Source organism: Paenibacillus taichungensis, from assembly GCF_003287275.1.
Taxonomy (GTDB): Bacteria; Bacillota; Bacilli; order Paenibacillales; family Paenibacillaceae; genus Paenibacillus; species Paenibacillus taichungensis_A.
Genome location: NZ_QEVW01000008.1, coordinates 357,683 through 381,815, shown reverse-complemented (window position 1 = coordinate 381,815; position 24,133 = coordinate 357,683). Strand labels below are relative to the sequence as shown.

The window sequence follows — 24,133 nt, the reverse complement described above, 5'->3', positions numbered from 1 at the left end:
TATGGACCGAGGATTGTAAATACACAAACGCCCGTTTCGGAGGCGGGCATTTGTGTATGGTTTACATTAGAATTTTGGAGAGGTGCACAAGAGCCATCGAAGGAATTCGCTGTTCTTCAGGAATTTGTTCATAGAGCAGGTGCCCTTTCCCCGCTTCAATCATTTGTTTGCTCATACCGGCAATCCGGCCTTTACTATGATCAATAAAACGAAAATCCACCTGTCGCAAACTTTGCATTTCGGTCAAACGTATAAATGCCTCAGCCTTGATCCCCTTATGGATCTCTTTCAGTTCCAGCACCTCCAATTGATCCGCAGTCCACAGGTTCTCAATCTCTTGCAGAGACTTCATGAAATCAAGTTCAAGCTGCCGTAGATTCTTCATGTGCGAGAAGTCGCACAGCCGCTCGATTTTGGGCAATGACAGATGCAGATAGACCAGATGATGTAATGCCCCCACTGCATCGATCTCGGTCAGATTCTTTACGGACGATAATCTCAGCATATGGATATTCGATTCAGCCAGTACTTTGAGTGAACCATTCAATGTACAGTGATCAAGAGCCAAATACTCAATAAATGGCAAGTCTGCAACAAAATCAAGCTGATCAATGTCACAGTTCAGGACGAGGGTATTCAACCGAATGCAGTCCTCAATCGGCGAGAGATCGGGAAATTTCCCGCTAAGTGCGAGGTAATTCAAGTATTTGTAATTTCGGATGAAGTCCAGGTTTTGCTTTTTGGGTGAGCGAATGTTTAGAAACTCCATCTTTTGCAGCGCACTCAATATACTTAAATCCTGTGGTTGTTTGAGATCCAGCTGCAAAGCGGTGACATGTTTCAAACCAGCAAGTGCCTCCAGAAACTCTTCTGAATACCGCCCCTTCATATCTGTATTGGACACATTTAAAATCAAATCGGGGCGTTTGGCAAACACATATTCATCTAGCTTTTGCAGATCATGCGCCTCGTCCAGCCCGACAACAAAGCTAATCGTAGCCCTGTTTCGCAGTTGTACGATAGCCTTGTCCATTTTATCCTCGTTCCAGGGAACTCCACTCATTGAAGCGGCCCACGGTTCGTTCATTACTGGTCACCCTCCAATTCTCTGATACTTATCCATGTCTAGCTTTCCTTTAATTGTAAATCAAGAAGAGTATATTGAGAAGTCGGATACACATTTCGTGGTTACTTATCACCTGAAAACTCTGCTATAATACCTCCAAGTGTTATTCCCCAAGGGGAGATCAGGATGGAGGATAATCATCATGAAGTTTGCTAAACGAATGGAACATTTCAGTGAGGGGATATTCACACGTTTGCTGGAAATCAAGAGGCAACGACTGGAGAATGGAGAACCTGTCATCGATCTAAGTGTAGGCACACCCAATATTCCCCCAGCCCAACATATCATGACGGCTTTATGCGAGGCAGCAGCAGTTGCTTCAAACTATACATATGCTGTAAATGATCAGAGCGAATTGCTACAAGCAGTCAGTGAATGGTACAAGCGCCGTTACCATGTTGAACTGAACCCGAAAACCCAAATTTGTTCCTTGCTTGGATCACAGGAAGGTCTCGCCCACATTTCGTTGGCGATCGTTGATGAAGGAGATCTGGTCCTTGTACCCGATCCTTGTTATCCAGTCTTTGCAGATGGACCTCTACTTGCAGGAGCCGAACTGTATTATATGCCCCAAAAAGAAGAACATGGTTATGTTATTCAAATTCAGGACATTCCTGAAGCTGTTGCGCGCAAAGCAAAATTCATGCTTGTTTCCTATCCGAACAATCCCACGACAGCAATGGCACCCGATCAGTTCTATCTCGATCTGATTGAGTTTGCCAAGAAATATGACATTATCGTTCTTCATGACAATGCATACAGCGAGCTGGTGTTCGATGGGAAAACATGCGGTAGTTTCCTTGCTTATCCCGGCGCGATGGATGTAGGCATTGAATTCAACTCGTTATCCAAAACCTATGGATTGGCTGGGGCGCGGATCGGCTTTTGTGTGGGGAACCCTGATGTGGTATCCGTGCTTAAAAAGCTGAAATCCAACATGGATTACGGCATGTTTCTTCCAATTCAGAAAGCTGCCATTGCTGCAATCACAGGGGATCAGAGTGAAGTTGAGCGGGTCAGAGATATCTACGCGGAGCGTAGAGATATTCTTTGCGAAGGATTCACCAACCTCGGTTGGCATATTGCCAAACCCGAAGCCAGCATGTTCATCTGGAGTCAGATTCCAGACCACTACGATACCTCGGAACAGTTTGCCATGGATTTGGTAACACAAGCGGGTGTAATCGTAACGCCCGGGAGTGCCTTCGGACCTTCGGGTGAAGGATATGTGAGATTCGCTTTGGTTCAGGATAAAGAGACGTTGCAGCAAGCGATCCAATCGGTAGATAACAGTGGAATGCTAAGAGAAAAAACAACTAATTTATAACACGAATGAAAAAAGCTATCATAAGAAATATCCCCTCTAGGTAAGCAATGAGAGAGAACATGTTTACATGAACTCAACACTGAAATCCAGAGGGGATTTTTTTATTTAGGATCGAAAGTTTAGGCCGATTTGCGCCAGTTGGAACGGTACATTAAATAGAGGAAATACGGCGTTCCAATAATCGCAATCAACAACCCGGATGGAATCTCGGTTGGTGCCATAACAGTCCTTCCGATTGTATCCGCCAGCACCAGCATCACTGCACCGACCAAAGCCGACAGAAACATTGACCGTCTTAATTTGTTTCCCGTCAATAGACGGACCATATGTGGAGCGATCAGCCCGATAAATCCAACCGTTCCCACACAGGCGACTGCACCTGCGGCAAGCAAAACACCAACGGTCATAGCCAGCAGACGTGTCCGACGAACACTCAAGCCAAGACCTGAAGCACTATTATCGTCGAATACCAACAGTTCGAATCTTCGCGCCAGCCACCACGCAAGCGGAATCAAAATCAATAGGAATACCCCAATGATCTTCACTTGATCCCACGTACGTGCATAAGTACTGCCTGTCAGCCAGATAAAGCCGCTACTGCCATATACAGCGCCGCGAACAATCAGAACCTGAATGCCTGCGCCTGCAATTGCAGACATGGCGATACCCAACAATACAACTGCAGAAGGATTGAGACCCTTCTTCCAGGATAAAGAGAATACGATTGCTGCAGCGATACCTGCGCCAACAATCGCCGCGATAGGCAGCAAGAACACTGGAAGACCAGGCCATAGAATGATGACCATCATCGCACCCAAGCCTGCGCCTGACGACACGCCCACGATGGACGCGTCAGCAAGCGGGTTGCGGACGGCCATCTGAATAAGCACACCGCTGATCGCCAGCGCAGCACCTGCACCTGCGGCGACAAGAGTACGCGGAATGCGAAGCTGAACAATGGCCGAGTATAGCCCATCCGATTGAAACAGGCTTGGCAGAAGATCGGCCATTGGAATGCGCATCCCACCAAACATCGTACTAAGGAGAACCAATACTAACGTTAGTACCGTAAAGATAATAGCAATAGGGCCAAATGCCCAGCGACGAGAACGTGCTCCTGTGCTCATTGAGGTAGACATGCCTGATCCATTTGCTGCCTTCATTCGTGTAAGTACAAGCCAGATCAGCCATGGTGCACCAATGATTGCCATCACGGCCCCTGTCGGCAACTCCAGACTGGAGTTATGAACCATCTTGGCAAGCACGTCTGCACCGACCAGCAGTGCTGCGCCCCACAAGAAAACACCAGGCAATAACAATCGATTGGAACGAATTCCACTCAATCGAACCAGATGAGGTGCCACCAAACCCACAAAGCCAATTGGCCCAATTACACTGACAATAACCGCTGCCAGCAACACAGCAATAATCAACCCAGTGGCACGGGCCATGCCTACTTTTTGCCCGAGTGAAGAAGCAGTTGATTCATCCAACTCCAACATATCCCACTGCCGGGATAAAACCAGGGCAACGATCGTAATTCCAATGACCCAAGGCCATGCGTAAATTACACCGCTCCAGTCATTCTGAACAAGCGTTCCTGATCCCCATAGAAATAATGCCTGAGTCTCCTGAGAGAAGAAAATATGCAGCGCGCTTGTAAAAGAACCAAGTACCATCGATACAATCATGCCGGAGAGCGCAAGTCGTACTGGACTTGACGTCCTCCCCCCGCCCATGAAGTACGCTGCGGCAGCTGCCAGTAATCCACCGAGCACGGCGAAAAGGAAAGGCGATTGCTGCATCAACCCTGGGAAAAAAATCGTTCCCAACACCACAACAAAATAGGCCCCCGCATTGATGCCGAGTGTGTCAGACGCCGCGAGCGGATTGCGTGTAATGGTCTGTAACAACGAACCAGCAACAGCAAGCGCCCCTCCAGCGAGTATACCAATTACCGTTCGCGGCATGCGCAGATCCCAGATCATATTATGTTCCAGTGTGTCCTGCCTGCCCATAAGTGAATCTACAACCGTATGGAGTGGAATTGAAGCTTCTCCATAACACAGGCTTACAAAAAAAAGCACGATGAGAGCGGTTAGACCGCCCCCATAAATGCTTAATGTACGCCAGTTAAACACTGGTCGGGAATGTTGGACCGAACTCATTGGGTAATCGCTCCAACAACCCCGTCAACCAGAGCTTTGGACGAGATAGGTCCACCGAACGTCCATGTTGTGCTATCCAGTTGATAAGTGCGTTTATCTTTGACAAAATTCAGACCTTTCCAGACTGAATTGTCTTTCATTGCTGTGCCAAAAACGTCATCATCCGGTTGTGTGATGTAGATGAAGTTGCTGTCCTGAACAGCAGGTAGGGATTCAATACCCACCGTTGAGAAACCATACCCTTCAATCTTGTCCGGCTGCCAGTCGTTAACCAGTCCAACCTTCGCCAACGTGCCAATTACGACAGCGTTATCGGTAAACATGCGAAGACTTGCTGCATTTTGATACGTAAATGCTTGTGTCAGTACATAATGGAATTCCGATTTGTCGGCAGCAGCAAGTTTATCTTTGGCTTCTGCATAATGCTGATCGAGTTCATCGAGTACCTTCTTCGCTTGGTCTTCTTTTCCAAGAGCTACCGCGATATTGTTGAACGTTTCCGTCATTTTGTCATAAGTATAGCCATCACCCGTATACAGATCATATTCAAGCGTTGGTGCAATGGCATTGAGCTGATCATAGATATTCGAATTTGAATTGGCGATAATCAGATCCGGCTTCAAAGCTGCAATCGCCTCCAGATTTGGCTCGTCACGTGTTCCAACATCCGTCACCGTGTCATCCAGAGCTGCTTCGGGAGTCACATAGACTTTATAGTTGGCGTTGTCTGCACTACCTACTGGCTGAACACCCAGTGCTACTACATCTTCCGTATATGTCCATTCCAGCGTAACAACTCTCTTAGCGGGTTTGTCCAGTTTGAGTTCTCCACCACTATGTTTAACTGTAACAGGACCTGCTGTCTCTTCAGTCGGCGTGCTGCCGGAAGAGGCATTTTCATTTGTATCTGTTGTGCTGTTGGCTTTACCGCAACCTGTCAGAGCAAGCGCCAAAACCGTCAGCAGTAAAAATCCGTTTAAGCTTTTTTTCATATCCTACTTCTCCCCTATTTATATGTATTTATATGATAACAATTATCATTATCACTAATGGATTATCCCGTAGGATTGCGATTTTGTCAATTCAAAAGCATGATTATTTTTCATTTGCAATATCTTCCCTGTCACTGCATAAACAGAAAAATGACAGAACCCGCATTCAAGGCGGGCTCTCTTAACTGTAATTAATCTAATACTTGATTAAGTTAATTTCAGGATGCGCGGTCCGAATGTCATCCAGAGTATGGTCGGTTATTCCTTTGAGATGCTGATCAAAGAAGCTCAGCGATAATTCATTAATAAGTTGGAAATTGGCTGATACATCGGCTCCTGCTTCATTAATGATTGGAGATACGCCAGCTAGGTCGGTATAACTCCCGTGATTGGTTTTAGGAATGGTGGCCGTATATACACCCGGTTTCTCAATCGTTTGATTGCGAAGGTAAGCCTCGGCAAACAGCTCATCCCTATTCCCGGGCTCTCCCTTATTGGCCTCTTCCATGAATCGAATGGAAGCCTCGGAATTCAATAACAGAAACGGCTTTCCAGGACCAGCTATTGGCATGGGACCACCGTATAATCCGCCATCCATATCGATCGCTGCCTTGACCCTCTCATCCTTAACCAGCATTTGGGCCGATGTCGCACCGCCAAAGGAGTGACCCAGCATGCCAATCTGCTCCGGGTTGATCATCGCTGCAATGGGCTTGAATGCTTCGTCAAAATCGCCGCCGATCACTTCATCCAGAACAAAGGATACATCCTGTTCCCAAATATGAATACGTTCATTCAAGAAGGTTATTGTGTTCTCAATGGGTGTAAAATCTACCTGATCCCCATCAGGGAAAACAGTTGTTGCGGCATCACCCGTAAAGTTGAGCGCCACGATAACATAGCCGTGACTGGCCAGCTCCTCCAATTGGAATGTATTTTGTTGTCCGTAAAGACTCATTCCCTGTGCGAACAGAAGTAAGGGGAACTTACTGTCCGTTTGCACAGGCACTGCTTGGGTAAATGAATGGGTTTTGGTCAACCCAAGATGAGTGGTTGCAATATACGGAAATCCTTGAGTTACCGATAATTGCTTACTCAGTGCTTTTATATCTGCATGATATGGAGCCGGTTCACCTGTATTCTTTTCCGCCGGATAATAGACCTGTACCATTAATTCCCGGTGCACCTGGTGGTTGGGGACAACCAGCTCTTTTCGACTTGTATCTATCAGATGAAAAGACTGCGTTCCTACCGCATACGGTCCTGTAGGCGCAGCAAAAGTCAGAATTGGAAAGAGTATCGGTAAGGCAAACATGAGAATGGTGGCAAAGATAATACCCGTTCCCTTTAGCAGCTTCACTGCTTTTTTGCGGGATACCTCTATGGCTTTGTGCTTAATAAATACCTGCAATGTAACAGCGATCAGCATCATATACGCCGGAATCATGCGCCAGTTAGCCCCCACTGCAATCAGGGTTGTCAATAAAGCAAGGTAGTCTACACCCAGAATGATGACGTTGTTTCTCGTTACACCTCGTTGTCTAAACGTAAATAAAAGGCTCGATAGAATAAGTATAGCTACAAATAGTATCTCGGTTAATTTCATATCGCAATCTCCTTAAGCAGTTATACATTCAAATGAATGTATATGGGTAAATTTTTTTTGATTCAGCTACGATGATAGAATGAAGACCAGCATATAAAGCACTTACATTCAAATGAATGTATATAAGTAAAATAATAAGCTACAACATGTAGCCTATTTTTCTACCGCATCAAACAATTGAATAAATACACCTTTCAGATCCTCATTCACAAGTGATATGCCAACACCTTCAAACAGCAAACGGATATGCTCTATTTTCTGCAAAAATTCTTCTCGACTGACTTCGAATATGCCTGGATTCATCCAGATATCAAACAGTATCGTAAAGGTTTCCGCTGCTTGTTTGGGGTAGGCGACTTGCATGGAACCGTCCCTGTTTCCATCCTCAATGATTCTTTTGATGCCAGGAGCAACCACTCTTGCCCCTTCTGTAATCCGGCTAAATACAAATTCAGCTGAATGCATATTGGAAGAAACATTCGACAGGTCCCCTTCCTTGATGCTTTGCAAAATGGAAAAGGATACGCCCTGTCTTAGACGTTCCAGTGCATTTAAGCTGGCCAGATCAGTAGCTTCGTGAAATACACTTTTTTCGGCCATGGTTTCTTTGGTTACCGCCTGGATCACATCTGCGAGTGTTTTGAAATGATGATAGAATGCACCTCGAGTAATGTCTCCTACATCATTCACAATATCCTGAATGGATACATTGTTGTACCCGTTAAGGGTAAACAATCTCACAGCCGATTCCATAATGCGCCTTCTTGTAACTTCCGGATATTTATTTCTCGCCATATAAACTCCCCATATACATTCATTTAAATGTATCTGAATCGTAAATGAATTTATACGTTTTGTCAAACCGGAGAGAGACGATCAAGCGTCTTTCTCTTTACAACGTTTTAACTCAACTGCATCGTTGTGATACACGTATTATCTTCTTCATAAGTAGATAGCTGTGTCTCTGCAACCTTTCCATCATGCACCACACGGATGAGGTATGACTTATCTCTAGCTAACCAGATATCCATAAAACCGTTGGAACCAGCCTTCATCTCAGTATCCTTCATAAGCGTATTCCCTTCGGAGTCATGGATAGTCACAATGAAGTTCTTATTTTTCATTTCACCCTGACATCCGGTCAGGCTATGAATTGCACAGGGATGAGTCTGTTCCACATAGGGTGCAATGGAAAGGAAAAACTCCTTTTCAGGCAAGTCGTAGGTTGTCGTTTGGTTACCTTTATCCGTGACGATTAACTGGGTGGCATTAATGGAGGCCGATTCCGGTTTCTCCTTGCCTGTACTGATATCTTCTACTAATTTCTTGATATTGGGCGCTTCGGTGTTACCTGCTTCTTCTGTCCCCACATTGCTTGCAATCAGATAAGCCCCCAACACAATTACAACCACAAAGCTGGCAATGATCCACATTTGTTTTTTCAACTGGAGTTCATCTCCTCGTCCGTTTTGGTTTATTATAATGGAGAACGAACCATCATGGACTGAAAGCGCATGTAATTCACCATTTATTCACATATTTGTATGCTTCATTCGCATTATGTTAGATGTATCATTGATCAGCAAAGGAGGATGTGTATAATGCATAAATCCCTATCTATACCCGACATGGATCGCAGAGTCCACAGATCCAAACAGGCCCTGAAAGCCTCATTGTTAGAATGGATGTCGCGCAAGCCATTCGAGAGTATTACCATTACCGATATCGTGAAATTGGCCGATGTGAATCGCAGTACCTTTTACAAACATTATGTATATAGAGAAGACTTGCTCAATGAAATTTTGAAAGACGTGATGGCAGATCTGATCTTCGCCTACCGTGCTCCTTACCAGCACTACCAGGATTTCGGAATCATGGACCTGAACGCTTCAGCGATCAAAATTTTCGACCATGTTCTTGGCCATGCCACCTTCTATGCCTTGCTGGTGAACACAAACACGCTCTCGGGTTTTCGGGATACACTCTATGAAACGCTCAAAACTCTGTATCTGGAGGATGTAACCGATATGTCGCCAGACCCCCGAGTGAACAAGGAACTTCTTGCCTGTTATCAGGCCAATGCAGTTCTTGGTTTGATTACAGGATGGGTGCAAAGCAATTTCAAATACAGTGCCTCCTATATGGCGGAGCAGCTACTGGAATTTACACGCATGAATCGCTCCAATGAAGTTTACCGTTCGAATCTGAATCCATCATTGGATGAAATGGAAAGAGGCACCGTCTCTCATGACAACTGAGAAACCAGTACCTCTTTGAATGCTTCCATCAATCTGCTGTTAGTTGCTGATCCAGCCACCATCCACTGGCAGCTCTACACCCGTGATGAATTTGGATTCATCAGAAGCTAAGAACAAGTAAGCATAGGCGATATCCATGGACTCTCCGGCATGCGGAGGCAGTGGGGCTAGATTTTTGTAATGCTCTCCCATCTCCACTTGGGACTTGATGCCCGCTTTTTCCACCATGCCGGTAAACACAGCCCCTGGATGTACAGAGTTCACACGAATGTTATCTTTGGCGAACCACTGTGCACCATGTTTGGTCAGTGAACGCACAGATCCCTTGGAAGCACTGTATGCTGCGCCCTGGGCATCGGCGATTCCCCCAATGATGGCAGCGATGGAGGACGTATTTACGATGGAGCCTTGTCCATTTTGCTGCATATAAGGGATAACCGCCTTCATTCCCAGCCATACACCAGTACCGTTAATGGACATGACCTTGTCCCAATCTTCCAATTCTGCTTCCAGAATGCCTTTGGCAATGTGAATGCCGGCATTGTTGACCAGAATATCAATTTTGCCATAGTTTGCGACGGTTTCTTCCACAACTGCATTCCATGATTCCGGACTGGATACATCCAGCTTTAATGCAATCGCTTCGCCGCCGTCAGCTACGATCTGTTTCACTTGTTCCTGCAAAGCGTCAATCGCTACATCGGTAGCCACTACCTTTGCTCCTTCTCTGGCAAACAATTGAGCCCCAGCCAATCCCATACCGCTTGCCGCTCCAGTTATAATTGCAACTTTTCCAGTTAATCTTCCCATGTCCAATCACCCTTTCCAAATAAAGATGGATGCCATTCAAGACACATCCGACCTTGTTGACACCTTTAGTATACGGATGAAATGAAAGCTCTTTCAATCAGCAAACGAGCAGGTTTTTGTAGGATAACCGATAGTTGGGTGCAGCTTTGTTCATTCCCTGTAAGTAATCCCACAGATGCAGGGTTATTTGTTGTTTTAACATCAAGGTGATCCTGCTGCTTCTTGGTGACATTGTAAACCTATCATGGCTTGTCCCTGTGCAATCCTATATAATAATCATAAATTATGGAAATCACTTTAAACATTTGAATCCATTATACGTTCCTAACTTATTCTAGCTTGAGCAGGAGGAATTTCAATTGAAGTGGTACCGTGTACATAAAGAAAAACCAAATACTATCCATTCCATCGACTGGAACGGATTAGTCCCTAAACATATTGCAATTATGATGGATGGAAATGGAAGATGGGCGACAAGAAGAGGCTTGCCTCGAAGTGCTGGGCACTATGCAGGAATGCAGACGATGCGGGAAACGATAAGCATGTGCCACAAAAACGGGATTGCTTCACTCACGCTGTACGCCTTCTCTACAGAAAACTGGAAAAGGCCCAAGGAAGAGGTCGACTACATCATTAGTTTGGTGGTCGAATTTGTACAGGATACAACTGTTCAGGAACTGAATCAGAATAATATCAAAGTTAATTTTATTGGTGATATCTCAAAATTCCCAGAAGAAACACAGGAAGCGATGCGCAAAGTGGTGGAACTAACCCAAACGAACAGCGGGATGGCTGTGTATTTTGCGATGAATTATGGAGGTAAAAACGATATTGTGCAAGCGATCAAAACATACATCGTAGAAAACAATGAAGAAAAAGAAACCTCGGAAATCTCCGAGGCGGAATTCGAAAAGTTTTTGTATACCGGACTCAATCCTGCCCCCGATCTGCTAATCCGAACCAGTGGGGAGAAACGGTTAAGCAATTTCCTATTATGGCAAGCCGCTTATTCCGAGCTCTGGTTTACGGACGTAATGTGGCCGGATTTCAACGAGCAATTGTTATACGAATCCATCCTGGATTATCAGCAGCGCAAACAAAGAGCTTTAGACGATGTAACACAGTAATATCAACTTGTTTTTGCCGATCCTCAGCTTAACTGAGCTTTTAACCAGGGAAGGATAATAGGTAGAACGGTACTGGGCTGCATCGCTTTGGTGTGATCCATATCCGCTCCCTTGATGATTTCGACGGTCCAGCCGAAGTTCTCAAGAATGGGTTTATGCTTTTGCAATCGTCCAGCGATATCCACCGTCACACTGCCAAATTTCTCACCGTACACAATCGTATCTTTCTCTCCTGCAAAAGCCAATCTGGGCATATTCAGCTGAGTATGAATACGTTGATCATCGAAATCAATTAAACCTTGATACAAGGTCACAAATTGTTTTGTTTGAGCCGGATCGATCTTTAATTCCACGTTGTCCCAATCCAATTGATCCGGGCTCAATTCTTCTGCTTTCATTAGAGCTTCTGCTGAATGTATTTCTCCCAATTCTTCATGCTGTTTCAATGCTCCCTCATAAGTCTTTGTGGTCACTACTCGCATTTCATCATACGGCCCTTTGTATGGCGGGAATCCTCCCATAATGAGACTTGCCATACGGTCAGTCCGAAGGGCGAGCTGCAGCCCCACGAGAGCCAGCCAAGAGTATCCATAGTAACTAAATCGATTCACATTCATCTGATCTGCAATTCGTAACAAATCCTGAGCGATATATTCGGGCGTAAAATGTTCCGGATGGGGATCTGCCATATAGTGGCCTTCATAATCAAAATGCAGGATCTGATATTCATCGGAAAGTCCGTCGATAAACTTTGCACCCAATTCAGGATCAACACCCCATAACTTTAGGGTTTCGGCTTCTTGTCCGGTTACGGACTTTTTGGCTATGGGCAGCATAATGACGCTACGATCTTGTGCTCCCGTCAGACCCACTTCAAGCTGCGAGCCATTTAACAATGTAATCATTTTCTGCAATTAAACCAGTCCTTTACTGTTGATACCCTCAGTGTATAACATGGATGCAATCTTCCGGTTTTCATTATAAAATGTGGATAAAATATGGACTTTGGCGCGATGTATGTTAGTGTAGCACTTGAAGGTTTTACTTGAAGCATGAGGAGAAGAAGCATGAACCGAGCATATACACCTGGGCAGATTGCCACAAGGCTGGATATAAGTACAACTACACTTCGACGGTATGAAAAGGAGAACCTTATTCCTGACGTTCCACGGACCGCCAGCAATCACAGGTACTATACCCCTGTTCATCTTCAGGCGTTTGTTGCCATTCGTTTATTATTGAAAGGGTACGAGATTCCCGTTGTATACGAAGTTATGAGAAAAGTAAAACAGGGCAATGCGATGGATGCCCTCTGGCTTATAAACCAGCAGCTGTACAATAGCCAACTGGAGAAGCAACGAATGGAAGACATTTGGAACATGGTGCAACAGGTGGATTTTGCTAACGATATAAAGGGTGGAACGCTGGATACCATGACGATTGGAAAAGCTGCCGAAGCAGCCGGGGTCAACACTTCTGCTATCAGACATTGGGAAACCGAAGGCTTGATTTGCTCGGAAAGAGACCCTGACAACGGTTATCGAATGTATACCCGAGCCGAATTAAGAAAGATATTGGTCATCAGCAGTTTAAGAAAATCCGTCTACTACATTGAACATATGAAAGAGCTTCTGAACACTGTCGGCACGCAGGATTATACACAGATTAATAAAGCCTTTCAACTAGCCTTGCAAAAGCTTAATAGTCAACTAACCCTGCAATTTGCAGGAGTGAAGGAACTTATGACATATATTGAATTACATCAGGAACCACAGGATTAACTTATGGTTAGTTGAGCATGAAAGTTTTAATAAAAAAAGCCCAACCATGTTCGAGAATTCTCAACACGGGTCGGGCTTTTTATATTATTTTACATTCTACACATGCTACTTTACAGGGTAGATATGGCTTTGTTTTTCTCAAAGAACCTTGCATTATGGGACGATACCCCTGCCATATCTGAGGCGGCTGGCTCCAGATAGAGTTTAGCGCTGTTTACTGCGAGTACAGCATCATTAAATGCACCAGCAATAAGACGGACTTTGCTTCCATAGGTAATGAAATCACCTGCTCCGAATATTCCCGGCTGACTTGTGCACATTCGCTGATCAACCGAGATACCGTAATCTTCACGTTCCAGTCCCCAATGGACCAGGTTACCAAAATCACGATCGTATCCATGACTTACAATCACTTCATCCACTTCAATCGGCAGGATGTCACCATTGTCTACATGGGCGAGTTCAACACGACCTATTTTGTCTCCTGTACCATATAAGCGAGAGATGCTGTAAGGGGTTAAGACTTGGGCAAAAGCTTTCATCTGGGCAACTGGCAGTTCATGTGCCGTAAACTCCTGTCGTCTGTGCACTACAATGACCTCCCGCGCCAATCTCTCCATTTCATTCGCCCAATCTATTGCGGAATCTCCGCCTCCCGAGATTAACACACGTTTATCCTTGAATCTGGACAGATCCGTAATGGTATAGTGTAGATTCGTCAGCTCGTACCGATTTGCGCCTTCAATATCCAGCTTTTGAACCTGCGTCATGCCTCTGCCTGCACATAACAAGATCGTTCGCGTGTAGTGACGTTCCCCTGTCTTTGAGGTGAGTACAAACACTTGATCATGGCGTCGTTCCATCTGAGCAATTTCCTGGCCGAATACAATAGTTGGATCGAAGGTTCTTGCCTGTCTTTCCAGGGAATCGATCAATTTCTCACAACGAATCGGATCAACTCCACCTACATCCCAGATCAGCTTCTCCGGGTACGTACGCATAAACCCGCCCAATTCCTCTTTGGCTTCAATGATTTTGGTACGCATGGCTCTCATCCCGCTGTAAAATGCAGCATACATTCCTGCAGGTCCGCCACCAACAATCGTTATATCGTAAATGTCCAATTGCTGCTCCGCTCCAGTATTCATCTAGGGTACCAACTTTCCAACGACATAATCCAACAGCTTGGCCGATCCAATAGGACCCACACCTGTTACAAAATCACTCGTTTTCAGCGGAAAGACATGATTGTCTTTCACTGCGTTCAAGCTCGCCCACACTTTGCTTTCTTTCAGATTGTCCATGGATTCCTTCGTATCATAGCCTTTCAGCGTCCTGTCTTCTAGAAAAATATAATCCGGGTTCATTTCCGGCAAAAATTCCAGGGAAAACTGGCTAAACCAATCTGTAGAGTCTTTGATCACCTCGGGGCTGTTAAGACCCAAAGTATCATAGAAAAAGACGCTGCTGCTGCCTCCTTTGGGACCCATAAAACGGTAACGATTGTGTTCCACTCGAAGAACAAGCACTGTTTTGTCACCGATGGCTTGAGAAATTTTCTTCTGTGCCTGCTTCGCCTTCTCATCAAATTCAGCCAGCACTTTGGCAGATTCCTCTGTCTTGTCAAAGACAGCAGCCAGCTTCGGCATGGCAATCTGCATTTCACTGTTGGAATCCAAAGCCACCGTTGGAGCAATCTTGGATAGTTCATCATAAACGCCTTGTTCCATGCCTACGCCTGCGGTAACAATCATATCTGGTGACAACGTCAGCAATTGTTCATAATTATATTGATATTGTTCAGCTTCAATCATTTGTACCCCCTGTTCCTCAAAATAAGACGCACGATATTCCGGTTCAATCTCCGGAACAAATATAACCATCTGCGGTGTAACGCCCATCTCAATCAAGTACTCGGCATAGATGGAATCCAGTACAAGCATATTTTGAGGATTGGTAGGGATCGTCACCTCTCCGAACTGATCCCGAACAACCTTCGTTTCATTTTCCCCTGCCATTATTGCTGAAGCTTCCACTTCCTGATTAGAAGTACCGGAACAGGCGGAAAGCACCAAATTTAGCGCCAACAGCACCATTCCTAAACCTTTAAACCTTCGTGACATGATCTACTCGCCCCTTATGTATATTGATAATGATAATTATTATCAAATACTAGCAAATAGGAAGAGATCCTTCCATAGGAGATGGTGCGTATTCAGTTGGATTATTGTGCTCTATCAGACATTGGTGACGAGGCTATTCACAATTTGATTCAAAATCATTTGGTTTCCAATAATTCCGCGGCCATCCACCCACAGGCGAGTATCCACAAGAAATACCCTGTTGTTTTTTACAGCCTTCAAGTCATTCCATTGAGTGCTCTCCACTAACTTGTTCATATTTTCTTCAGCACTAAAGTGCTGCATGACTCGTTTCTCCACAAACAGGTAATCGGGATTGGCTTTGACTAACAAGTCGAGTGAGCAAGGATTAAACCACACCTCCCCTGATTGCAGCGGCTTTGGCAAAGTTAAACGGAGCTGTTCGTACAGTAAATGGGATACCCCACTAGAATGACCACCCAAATATCGATAACCAAACGGTTCTACCCTCAGCACCATCACGGTAGAGGAAGATTGGACAAAATGCTGCAGTTGCTGCTGTGCTGCGTTTACTTCCAATTTCATCTGCATATGAAGTTTATGGGCTGTATCTTCTCGCTGAAACAAACTAGCCAGTTGATGGAGCAGAGCCTCCACATCGTTATTCAAACCAGTTATGATGGGTGCGATTGTGCGCAGCCTTTGCTTGATCTCTTCTGTCCAACAATTTCCCACAATCCATTCGGGCTCAACCTGCCGCATCAGTTCCACATCCAGCTCATATTGGGAGACTTTTAACATCTTCACCTGATGCGTTTCAAATAGTTCATGTTGATGTTCAGGCAATAGCAAGGGAGTTACCACAACGGCATGCGGAATAATACCCAAGTGAATCAACACCTCCGCACAAAGCGGTGAAAGACATATGATTTTACGCTGGGGTAGCGTGTGTGCATAATTTCTCGGGGAAACACCCGTTAACTGTTTGAAACGACGACTGAAATAATGGGCATCCTCAAATCCGGTCTTTTTGGCAATGTCCTGAGATGTAGCCGTTGTTAATAACAGCTCCTCTTGAGCACGATAGATCCTGTATTGAGCCAGATAATCCAGAGGCGGCTTTCCATAACGCTCACTGAATTTGCGGGAATAATACCAAGGACTGATGCCTGCGACCTCAGACAATTGCTTTCGGGAGATGACCTGTTCATAATGTTGCTGCATGTATTCCACAGAGCGGATAATGCTTCGTTCCACGTTTGGCCCCTCTTCCGACAACTCACGGTATACATGTTGCAAAAGTTCATACACCAGATGCTGATTTCTAACCCGGATGGCATTTGGATCAGGAGAACCTTTCTCACTCCAATGTTCGCTGAGACTCGCCAGTGTGCCACCGGTTAATTTCACTTTTTGATATGTCTCTCCTGACGGTACATGCCAATCATATTTCTCCACTTCACCTCGGTCTGGAAACATCGCATATGTATCGAACTGAACATGCCATCCGGCCAAATCCAGATTACCAACTTCAATCACTTCGATCACAGAGTTTTCTTGCACAGCAATTAACTCACCATAAGATATCGGAACCCTATGACCATTAATATTCCAGTTCGCACTCCCATCGAGGATGAGTAGTAAAGCATGACTAGGAAAGTGAATCAGCTTTCCCGCAGTCATCCATTGGTCTGTCAGTGGCTTAGTTGACTTCCATTGAGCCATCCACTCTATGTTGTTGGGCATATGTATGCCACCCCTTTCTTGATGGTTTATATGTTTAAATTCTTTCCATTCCTGCATTGTATACTGGAATGGAATTCACCGTAATGCTTTTCCATCAAGCACTATTTATATCATCTATGAACTTCATCTCTCCAAGACTATTGTCCAAGCCATTACCTGCTGTTCAACATATGGTATATCACAATCTGTCATACAGACAGTTTGTCTAACAGCAGAGGAGGAATGACCCATGGATAAACAGGTCTCTATTTCTCAGACGTATCCCCGTCTTACCGTGTACAGTGAGGAGAATTTCAGAGGGCTTCGAAGAGTATATCGCGGCAACCTCGGAATCGCCGATCTTGATGCTGTTCTGACAGGGATCGAAAGTCTGAAATTTTTCTCAACCAATCCAAACGCCACACTTGTGTTATTTGATCGTTCACGTTTTCGTGACAATTTCGTTGTATTGCGGGGAAATCGAATCATTCGTGAACTGGATGACTTCTTGCGCAGAGGTGATGTGGAGTCTCTCATTGCTTCCAATCAGCGGTTAACACTGGCACAGATTCGCGAAATTAGAAGAACCGGAGAGCTTCCTCCCGGCTACCGATTAATCTAATTTGTTAGATTCACCGACGGAAATACGTTCAACATTCCAGTGATGCATATCTTGTATGTGCATCACTGGAAATAAAAAAATTAAAACAGGGATATCTGGACTCCTTATGAAAAATACTGTGTACATAAAAATAATGAAATGCAACGATTCTATATTTTGCCCGTAAGGGTAATACAAGTGAAGCACATTGAAATCTATGATTCAAGGAGCTGGTCATTTGCAATATTACAGACACAGTGCAGAGGAGACGCTTCAGGACGTTCAGAGTTCCATTGATGGGCTCACAACCTCTGAGGCTGCGAAGAGACTGGAGACAGAAGGCTATAATGAGTTAAAAGGAAAAGCTGCAACCCCCGTCTGGAAGCTGTTTATTGAAAATTTTAAAGATCCCATGGTTATCGTGCTGTTGATCGCAGCCGCTGTTCAGATCGTCCTTGGACACCTGATTGAATCGCTAATCATTTTTCTCGTCATTCTGTTAAATGCGGTAATCAGCGTTGTGCAGACCAAAAAGGCCGAAAGTTCTCTGGACGCACTCCGGCAAATGTCCGCTCCCGAAGCCAAAGTCATTCGTGACGGGCAGAAAAAAACGATTCCCGCGCGGGAACTTGTTCCCGGCGATATTGTCTTGCTGGATGCAGGGGATTATGTCCCGGCAGACGGCCGCATTTTGGAATCAGGCAGCTTGCGAATCAACGAAGGCATGCTGACCGGAGAATCCGAAGCAGCGGAGAAACACGCAGATGCCATCCCGGAAGAAGCTCCGATCGGTGATCGTCGCAATATGGCATTCAGTGGATCACTGGTGGTGTATGGTCGGGGTACGCTCGTCATTACGGGTACAGCGCTGAAAACGGAAATCGGAAAGATTGCCGAATTGATTGAAAATGCTGAGGCGAAGGAAACCCCGTTACAGCGCAAATTGGAATCGTTTAGCAAGAAGCTGGGCTTCTTTATCCTGGGCTTGTCGATTCTTATTTTCGCCATCGAAGCAGGACGTGTCTGGTTAACTGAAGGAACGGAAAATATCGGGCCATCCATTGTGAATGCCCTCATGTTCGCAGTTGCCGTAGCTGTCGCCGCCATTCCTGAAGCCCTTTCCTCCATTGTGACGATTGTATTGTCTCTGGGAACGAATAAAATGGCCAAGCAGCATGCCATCATCAGACGTCTTCCTGCCGTAGAAGCCTTGGGTTCTGCCAGCATTATCTGTACCGACAAAACAGGAACGCTTACTCAAAACAAAATGACCGTGGTGGACTATTACATTCCACATGGCACCAAAGACCAATTCCCCGATGATCCCAAACAGTGGTCTGCAGAGGAACGGCGCTTATTACATATTGCAGTACTCTGCAATGATTCGAATATTAACCAGGAAGGCAAGGAACTTGGTGATCCTACCGAAGTGGCGCTCATTGCCTTCAGTAACCGGGTGAACAAGGATTACAATGAAATTCGTGACCAGTTTCCGCGTGAAGCCGAGCTTCCTTTTGACTCGGACCGGAAACTGATGAGTACAGTGCACACATTTGAAGGACAGACGGCTCTGCTGACCAAAGGCGGCCCGGATGTGCTGTTCAGCCGGTGTAGCCATGTTTTTATAAACGGAGAAGTTCAGCCATTGACACCCGAGATTCGCACGCAGTTTGAAGAAAAAAACGAAGCATTCTCCAAACGGGCCTTTCGTGTGCTGGCTTACGCCTACAAAAAGTTTGATGACCAAGATCAGCTCACCATCGAGGACGAACATGATCTAACGCTTGTTGGTCTAACTTCTATGATCGATCCACCGCGTGAAGCGGTATATGGTTCCATCGAAGAGTCCAAGAAGGCGGGCATTCGCACCATCATGATCACTGGAGACCACAAAACAACAGCCCAAGCCATTGGTATTGATATCGGACTTGCAGGCCCGGACGACCTGGCTCTTACCGGAGCAGAGCTGGACAAACTGTCCGATGAAGAACTCGATCAGCAACTCGAACATATCTCGGTGTATGCACGCGTATCTCCTGAAAATAAAATCCGCATCGTGCGTGCGTGGCAGCGCAAAGGCAAGATTGCAGCGATGACCGGAGACGGTGTCAACGACGCACCTGCACTGAAACAGGCAGACATCGGCGTAGCGATGGGCAGCGGGACGGATGTCGCAAAAGATGCGGCAGCCATGATTTTGACGGATGATAACTTTGTTTCCATCGTAAATGCAGTCAGTGTCGGACGTATGGTATTTGATAATATCAAAAAAGCCATTGCGTACCTGTTTGCAGGAAACCTCGGGGCGATTATCGCCATTTTGTTTGCACTTGTGGTCGGCTGGGTGAACCCATTTACAGCTCTCCAGCTGCTTTTCATCAATTTGGTGAATGACTCCCTGCCTGCCATTGCACTGGGCACCGAAAAAGCTGAACCGGATGTCATGCGGCGCAAACCGCGGGATATCAACGAAGGCATCTTTGCCGGCGGAACGTTGCAGGCTGTCATTACACGTGGTGTTCTGATCGGGGTGGCTGTTATCGTATCCCAATATATTGGACTTGGGATCTCGGAGGAAATGAGTGTGGCAATGGCCTTCACAACCCTGATTCTGGCACGGAGTCTGCAAACTTTTGCAGCTCGCTCCAACACACAGACGATTTTCCAGGTTGGCTTCACCACCAACAAATATGTCCTCGGCTCCATCCTGGTTTGTCTCTGCCTGTATGGAATCACGCTGATTCCAGGGGTTCGCAGCATCTTCGCCATCCCGGCAGCCTTTGGCTGGAATGAGTTCCTCATCGCAGGGGGACTCGCTCTCGCCGCGGTCATTCTGATGGATGTCATCAAGTGGATTCGCAATCGTGGCACATCAACTACTGCTTCCTAAAAATGAACACATGAAAGTGCCATATACCAAAACGGCGTCCTGGTCAGGACGTCGTTTTGTTCTGATTACCACACGAATCCGTATGACATTATTGCCATATACATAGATTGAGCGTAAAATGGTTTATTGAATTCATAGACAGGAATGGTTACGTGAAAGATAAAATTGTAATGCCTCTCTGGACTTGCTGCCTATTCATCGTTGTGATGAATACCACCATGTTTAACGTCTCTTTACCCGTGATTATTCATGATCTTCAGATTACATCGGACCTGGGGTCCTGGGTCATTTCAAGCTACTCCATTGGTTACGCCTTGTCGACGGTGATTTACAGTCGTTTGTCTGACCGTATTCCGGTACGCAAACTGCTGACGGTTGGATTGCTGATCTTGGGCTTATCTTCATTGCTTGGATTATTTGCGCACAGCTTTTCAATTCTATTGCTAACACGTATTTTGCAATCTGCGGGTGCAGGGGTGATGGCCGGACTTGGGCTTGTCATCGCAAGCCGTTATATTCCAGTGGAGCGACGCGGAGCTGCCATCGCACTGATCTCATCAGGCAGTGCCATGGCATTTGGGCTTGGTCCCATTGTGGGTGGACTCATTAGCGAGTATTGGGGCTGGAATGGACTTTTCGCTATCACAGTGCTTGTCCTGCTTGCGCTGCCCGTACTGCTCTATTTTCTACCTCGTGAAACGACCAAACCTGAGAATCCTTTTGATATGATCGGTGCAGCATTAACCGTGATTAATGCAACCACTCTTCTGGTTGCCATCACTCAACAGTCATGGTTATGGCTGGCTATAGGTGTCATTTCACTTGTTGCACACATCGTGTATATTCGCAGGGCGAGCCTTCCTTTTGTGAATCCACATGTATTCCGAACACCCGGGTTTACCCGGCTGCTGATCATCGGCTTCTGTGTTCTGGTCGTAAATCTGGGCAATCTGTTCCTGATGCCGCTAGTGCTCGCTGATCTGTTTGGACGTTCGTCACTGGCTATTGGTCTGCTGATTGCTCCGGGTGCCATCGTTTCGGCATTCTGCACCCGTTTCGTAGGTCGCTGGATCGACCGTTATGGCAATATGCGTTTTCTGATGATCGGACACATTTTGCTTGCCGCAGTACTTGCTCTGTTTATGCTGGGACTGAATCAGTCTGCCTTGATCATCACCGGCGGATATCTCTTTTTCTCCCCGGCACTCTCCGCATCGATAGCTTCGCTGAATAACGAAGCGTCTCGGGTGCTGCCCAAAGCACAGATCGGTTCCGGTATGGGTTTGCTGCAGTTGATTCAGTTTTTTGGCGGCTCGGTATCCGTAGCTGTTTGCGGTCTACTGCTTCACGGCATTCCAGGCGTTCCGATTGAGGAAGCCTATCATTATGTATATGGATGTCTGCTTTTAGTCTGTCTGATCTCGCTTGTCATCGTGGTTTGGCATAACAAAGCTGCACGATCGAACTCTACGACTACAATGACTGAGACTGGATAGGTTGCAAACAAGGATGTATTCTATATCATTCAATTAGAACATGCATGTATTCGTTGAGTAAAAGGCCCGCGCATAGCGCGAGCCTTTTGTCGTTCACGAGGATGTTCAAACGGTGAATCACTCTACTGAATCACTCGATCTGGCTTTTAAACAAGTTATGAATATATTGAAATTGGTAGCGATCTCTCGTACATTTTCCTCCAGCAGTTGCTGGGCTTCCTCCGACGTCTCTGATTCACTCTCAGCATCTTCGCGCACCATTGCTTCTTCATGATCCATAACCAGTACGCCAGGAGATTCTGAATTCGTTCGATAATCCAATAAATAGTTGTTGCCGCTGCTGACACTCCAAGCAAATGGAATGATCCGGCGTGGATCGGGATTCACATCGTCAACCAGATTGATGTTATTCGCAATGAACTGATCATCGAGAGCAGAGAAACGAATCTCCCAATCAATGATCTCTCCATTTTCAATCATGTCAAATGCCTGACCGCCAGACTCCTGCTGAAACTCCACATATTCGTGGGGAAACACAATGCCGTAATACTTCTGAATGTTATCGATATTCAATTTATTCATACACTCCCTCCCCTACAGCCCTGTCATAACACATCATTTCCCAGCCAATGCTGCCTTCCAGGCCTCCTCCACCGCTACAGGAGCTTTTGTGCTGCTCTCGCCGCCGCCCTCCTCTGTCCAAAGCGGTGGATAATATGCAAATACTTGCCCTGTCTGAAGCTGCCCCATGTCGTTTTGCCAACCCTTCCAGCGAAAGGTCTGATAGTACTGCTCCAGATCACCATTGGCCAACCAGTTGATGAAGCCTGAATAAGCCAGTTCTGTCGATTCCCATTCCAGCGTGTCAGGGGCAAAATAGTATACATGTCCCGTACGGCCATACTTACCCATATCCATTCCGAAAAATCCACCCGCGGCATCGTAGGCGACGATCATCATGCCTTCCAATGCGGGTACACACGGCATGTCACCAACACCATTCCAACGGGTCAGACTCCCGAAAATACGGTCACTACCCGATCCAAGTAATGTAATCCAGCCATCATCCAACACGATTCCCTCTGTCTCATAGGCAACGGCTCCCAAATAGGATTTGGTGCTTACTTGGAGGCGATAGAGCGCATCTTCTCCGACCTCCCGCTGTGCAGGTATATAGGTGTATTTATTTTGTCCATGGTCCAACAGTTCCTTGAGTTCCTCCCAAGCATGATGTTCCCGATCCACTAATTCATTTGCAGATAGTTTATGCATGATCACTCGCCCCTCTCCAACCTATAACTTTACATATCGTTCATTTCCAATAGCTGCTCGTTTATTCAGACTTGGCGAAGCTCATCAACGCTTCAGGGTTCATAATAACTATTTTTTGATTTTGCATTTGCACCACATCCTGCTGCTGCAAATCCTTTAACAATATGCTTACCGTTTCCCTCAGAGTTCCAACCATATCTGCCAGATCCTGATGAGTCAGTCTCAAATTAATGATGGACTTTCCCTCTTCCTGTGCACCGAATTTGGAATACAGTTTTTGCAGCGTCAGCATTAATCGTGTTTTGGCATCATTGATTTTCATCTCATGCAGCTTCTCATTAGCCAGGATCAGACGATCAATCTGAAGCTGTAGCAAACGGTCTTTAACACCTGGATATTGGGCAATCAACTGTTTGAATACCTTACCGTCAATGGTACAGACCACACTGTCACGATGGGAAACCACAGATAACAGCCTCTCCTTGATGGGATCGACAAGCTCCATATCTCCAAAGACATCGCCCTGACCCAGCAAATCAACTGTATGCTCTCTCCCCTGTGTCGTTCTGTACACTTTGATGACTCCCGATAACACAATATAGGCATAATGACTCGGTTCACCTTCATCAAAAATCCGTTTGCCTTTGGGGTAAGATATCGTTCGGAATAAAGGACGGATTTCTTCAAGTTCTTCCGGATACAAGTCTCTGAATAACGGAATATCTTGCCATAATGTCATAATGCCCATAAGCTTCCTTTCTGTACCTCGGATGATCGTATGCTGGCATACAGCACTTCTTCACCAGCGCTGTTATAGTAGGTTCAAGCACACGTTGCCACAATCAAACCACC

At 45.8% G+C, this 24,133-nt stretch carries 21 protein-coding genes; 7 read left to right on the top strand and 14 right to left on the bottom strand.

Annotated features, from left to right (window positions below):
- Positions 1 to 61: 61 nt before the first annotated feature.
- On the bottom strand, positions 62 to 1,087 hold the full coding sequence (locus DC345_RS14310) for a leucine-rich repeat domain-containing protein (RefSeq protein WP_113053666.1): 1,026 nt from the start codon (positions 1,085 to 1,087) through the stop codon (positions 62 to 64).
- Between the two features lie 181 nt (positions 1,088 to 1,268).
- Here DC345_RS14310 and DC345_RS14305 point away from each other — a divergent pair, with 181 nt between their 5' ends.
- Positions 1,269 to 2,453: an aminotransferase class I/II-fold pyridoxal phosphate-dependent enzyme gene (locus tag DC345_RS14305; RefSeq protein ID WP_113053665.1), complete on the top strand. Its 1,185-nt coding sequence runs from the start codon at positions 1,269 to 1,271 to the stop codon at positions 2,451 to 2,453.
- 119 nt (positions 2,454 to 2,572) lie between these two features.
- Here DC345_RS14305 and DC345_RS14300 read toward each other — a convergent pair whose 3' ends face one another.
- From DC345_RS14300 to DC345_RS14280, 5 genes are all read right to left on the bottom strand, one after another.
- Positions 2,573 to 4,621, bottom strand: coding sequence for an iron ABC transporter permease (locus tag DC345_RS14300; protein ID WP_113053664.1), 2,049 nt, complete (start codon positions 4,619 to 4,621; stop codon positions 2,573 to 2,575).
- Positions 4,618 to 5,613: an ABC transporter substrate-binding protein gene (locus DC345_RS14295; protein WP_113053663.1), complete on the bottom strand. Its 996-nt coding sequence runs from the start codon at positions 5,611 to 5,613 to the stop codon at positions 4,618 to 4,620. Before DC345_RS14295 ends, DC345_RS14300 begins: the two co-directional genes overlap by 4 nt.
- Before the next feature lie 196 nt (positions 5,614 to 5,809).
- Entirely contained in the window at positions 5,810 to 7,219 is a 1,410-nt protein-coding gene (locus DC345_RS14290) for an alpha/beta hydrolase family protein (RefSeq protein ID WP_113053662.1), read from the bottom strand.
- Between the two features lie 153 nt (positions 7,220 to 7,372).
- A complete protein-coding gene (locus DC345_RS14285; RefSeq protein WP_113053661.1) occupies positions 7,373 to 8,014 on the bottom strand; it encodes a TetR/AcrR family transcriptional regulator in 642 nt (213 codons plus the stop codon).
- Between the two features lie 107 nt (positions 8,015 to 8,121).
- Positions 8,122 to 8,652, bottom strand: coding sequence for a CueP family metal-binding protein (locus tag DC345_RS14280; RefSeq protein WP_397333670.1), 531 nt, complete (start codon positions 8,650 to 8,652; stop codon positions 8,122 to 8,124).
- A gap of 168 nt (positions 8,653 to 8,820) precedes the next feature.
- On the opposite strand from DC345_RS14280, the gene DC345_RS14275 reads away from it, so the two are divergent.
- Positions 8,821 to 9,477 carry a TetR/AcrR family transcriptional regulator gene (locus DC345_RS14275; RefSeq protein ID WP_181586593.1) on the top strand — a complete coding sequence of 219 codons (657 nt, stop codon included), beginning with the start codon at positions 8,821 to 8,823 and terminating at the stop codon, positions 9,475 to 9,477.
- A gap of 39 nt (positions 9,478 to 9,516) precedes the next feature.
- Here DC345_RS14275 and DC345_RS14270 read toward each other — a convergent pair whose 3' ends face one another.
- On the bottom strand, positions 9,517 to 10,287 hold the full coding sequence (locus tag DC345_RS14270; protein WP_113053658.1) for an SDR family NAD(P)-dependent oxidoreductase: 771 nt from the start codon (positions 10,285 to 10,287) through the stop codon (positions 9,517 to 9,519).
- 359 nt (positions 10,288 to 10,646) lie between these two features.
- On the opposite strand from DC345_RS14270, the gene DC345_RS14265 reads away from it, so the two are divergent.
- Complete coding sequence (locus DC345_RS14265; RefSeq protein ID WP_220095242.1) at positions 10,647 to 11,414, top strand: isoprenyl transferase; 768 nt, start codon at positions 10,647 to 10,649, stop codon at positions 11,412 to 11,414.
- Positions 11,415 to 11,437: 23 nt separating this feature from the next.
- Here DC345_RS14265 and DC345_RS14260 read toward each other — a convergent pair whose 3' ends face one another.
- The gene (locus DC345_RS14260; protein WP_113053657.1) at positions 11,438 to 12,328 is read right to left on the bottom strand and encodes an alpha/beta fold hydrolase; all 891 of its coding nucleotides are present in this window, start codon (positions 12,326 to 12,328) and stop codon (positions 11,438 to 11,440) included.
- A gap of 153 nt (positions 12,329 to 12,481) precedes the next feature.
- Here DC345_RS14260 and DC345_RS14255 point away from each other — a divergent pair, with 153 nt between their 5' ends.
- Positions 12,482 to 13,195 (top strand): MerR family transcriptional regulator, encoded by a 714-nt coding sequence (locus DC345_RS14255; protein ID WP_113053656.1) that lies wholly within the window; start codon positions 12,482 to 12,484, stop codon positions 13,193 to 13,195.
- 110 nt (positions 13,196 to 13,305) lie between these two features.
- Here the strand turns inward: DC345_RS14255 and DC345_RS14250 are convergent, their stop codons facing one another.
- The 3 genes from DC345_RS14250 to DC345_RS14240 form a co-directional block, all read right to left on the bottom strand.
- Entirely contained in the window at positions 13,306 to 14,343 is a 1,038-nt protein-coding gene (locus DC345_RS14250) for an NAD(P)/FAD-dependent oxidoreductase (RefSeq protein ID WP_113053655.1), read from the bottom strand.
- Positions 14,344 to 15,318, bottom strand: a complete 975-nt coding sequence (locus DC345_RS14245) for an ABC transporter substrate-binding protein (RefSeq protein ID WP_113053654.1) — start codon at positions 15,316 to 15,318, stop codon at positions 14,344 to 14,346.
- 114 nt (positions 15,319 to 15,432) lie between these two features.
- The gene (locus tag DC345_RS14240) at positions 15,433 to 17,043 is read right to left on the bottom strand and encodes a helix-turn-helix domain-containing protein (RefSeq protein WP_258530659.1); all 1,611 of its coding nucleotides are present in this window, start codon (positions 17,041 to 17,043) and stop codon (positions 15,433 to 15,435) included.
- 229 nt (positions 17,044 to 17,272) lie between these two features.
- Between DC345_RS14240 and DC345_RS14235 the strand changes: the two genes are divergently transcribed.
- The 3 genes from DC345_RS14235 to DC345_RS14225 all read left to right on the top strand — a co-directional run bounded on the left by DC345_RS14235 (position 17,273) and on the right by DC345_RS14225 (position 22,009).
- On the top strand, positions 17,273 to 17,644 hold the full coding sequence (locus tag DC345_RS14235) for a hypothetical protein (RefSeq protein ID WP_113053653.1): 372 nt from the start codon (positions 17,273 to 17,275) through the stop codon (positions 17,642 to 17,644).
- A gap of 217 nt (positions 17,645 to 17,861) precedes the next feature.
- Positions 17,862 to 20,513, top strand: a complete 2,652-nt coding sequence (locus tag DC345_RS14230) for a cation-translocating P-type ATPase (protein ID WP_113053652.1) — start codon at positions 17,862 to 17,864, stop codon at positions 20,511 to 20,513.
- A gap of 170 nt (positions 20,514 to 20,683) precedes the next feature.
- Positions 20,684 to 22,009: an MFS transporter gene (locus DC345_RS14225; protein ID WP_258530680.1), complete on the top strand. Its 1,326-nt coding sequence runs from the start codon at positions 20,684 to 20,686 to the stop codon at positions 22,007 to 22,009.
- A 117-nt stretch (positions 22,010 to 22,126) separates the two neighbouring features.
- Here DC345_RS14225 and DC345_RS14220 read toward each other — a convergent pair whose 3' ends face one another.
- From DC345_RS14220 to DC345_RS14210, 3 genes are all read right to left on the bottom strand, one after another.
- Positions 22,127 to 22,591, bottom strand: coding sequence for an SMI1/KNR4 family protein (locus DC345_RS14220; RefSeq protein ID WP_113053650.1), 465 nt, complete (start codon positions 22,589 to 22,591; stop codon positions 22,127 to 22,129).
- A 33-nt stretch (positions 22,592 to 22,624) separates the two neighbouring features.
- On the bottom strand, positions 22,625 to 23,281 hold the full coding sequence (locus tag DC345_RS14215; RefSeq protein WP_113053763.1) for a DUF2625 family protein: 657 nt from the start codon (positions 23,279 to 23,281) through the stop codon (positions 22,625 to 22,627).
- A gap of 61 nt (positions 23,282 to 23,342) precedes the next feature.
- On the bottom strand, positions 23,343 to 24,020 hold the full coding sequence (locus tag DC345_RS14210) for a Crp/Fnr family transcriptional regulator (protein ID WP_181586592.1): 678 nt from the start codon (positions 24,018 to 24,020) through the stop codon (positions 23,343 to 23,345).
- Positions 24,021 to 24,133 lie beyond the last annotated feature (113 nt).

What these genes read in the sequence shown, in the direction of transcription:
- DC345_RS14310 (WP_113053666.1), bottom strand. Translation starts at nt 1,087, where the DNA reads ATGAACGAACCGTGGGCCGCTTCAATGAGTGGAGTTCCCTGGAACGAG.
- DC345_RS14305 (WP_113053665.1), top strand. Translation starts at nt 1,269, where the DNA reads ATGAAGTTTGCTAAACGAATGGAACATTTCAGTGAGGGGATATTCACA.
- DC345_RS14300 (WP_113053664.1), bottom strand. Translation starts at nt 4,621, where the DNA reads ATGAGTTCGGTCCAACATTCCCGACCAGTGTTTAACTGGCGTACATTA.
- DC345_RS14295 (WP_113053663.1), bottom strand. Translation starts at nt 5,613, where the DNA reads ATGAAAAAAAGCTTAAACGGATTTTTACTGCTGACGGTTTTGGCGCTT.
- DC345_RS14290 (WP_113053662.1), bottom strand. Translation starts at nt 7,219, where the DNA reads ATGAAATTAACCGAGATACTATTTGTAGCTATACTTATTCTATCGAGC.
- DC345_RS14285 (WP_113053661.1), bottom strand. Translation starts at nt 8,014, where the DNA reads ATGGCGAGAAATAAATATCCGGAAGTTACAAGAAGGCGCATTATGGAA.
- DC345_RS14280 (WP_397333670.1), bottom strand. Translation starts at nt 8,652, where the DNA reads ATGTGGATCATTGCCAGCTTTGTGGTTGTAATTGTGTTGGGGGCTTAT.
- DC345_RS14275 (WP_181586593.1), top strand. Translation starts at nt 8,821, where the DNA reads ATGCATAAATCCCTATCTATACCCGACATGGATCGCAGAGTCCACAGA.
- DC345_RS14270 (WP_113053658.1), bottom strand. Translation starts at nt 10,287, where the DNA reads ATGGGAAGATTAACTGGAAAAGTTGCAATTATAACTGGAGCGGCAAGC.
- DC345_RS14255 (WP_113053656.1), top strand. Translation starts at nt 12,482, where the DNA reads ATGAACCGAGCATATACACCTGGGCAGATTGCCACAAGGCTGGATATA.
- DC345_RS14250 (WP_113053655.1), bottom strand. Translation starts at nt 14,343, where the DNA reads ATGAATACTGGAGCGGAGCAGCAATTGGACATTTACGATATAACGATT.
- DC345_RS14245 (WP_113053654.1), bottom strand. Translation starts at nt 15,318, where the DNA reads ATGTCACGAAGGTTTAAAGGTTTAGGAATGGTGCTGTTGGCGCTAAAT.
- DC345_RS14240 (WP_258530659.1), bottom strand. Translation starts at nt 17,043, where the DNA reads ATGCCCAACAACATAGAGTGGATGGCTCAATGGAAGTCAACTAAGCCA.
- DC345_RS14235 (WP_113053653.1), top strand. Translation starts at nt 17,273, where the DNA reads ATGGATAAACAGGTCTCTATTTCTCAGACGTATCCCCGTCTTACCGTG.
- DC345_RS14225 (WP_258530680.1), top strand. Translation starts at nt 20,684, where the DNA reads ATGCCTCTCTGGACTTGCTGCCTATTCATCGTTGTGATGAATACCACC.
- DC345_RS14220 (WP_113053650.1), bottom strand. Translation starts at nt 22,591, where the DNA reads ATGAATAAATTGAATATCGATAACATTCAGAAGTATTACGGCATTGTG.
- DC345_RS14215 (WP_113053763.1), bottom strand. Translation starts at nt 23,281, where the DNA reads ATGCATAAACTATCTGCAAATGAATTAGTGGATCGGGAACATCATGCT.
- DC345_RS14210 (WP_181586592.1), bottom strand. Translation starts at nt 24,020, where the DNA reads ATGACATTATGGCAAGATATTCCGTTATTCAGAGACTTGTATCCGGAA.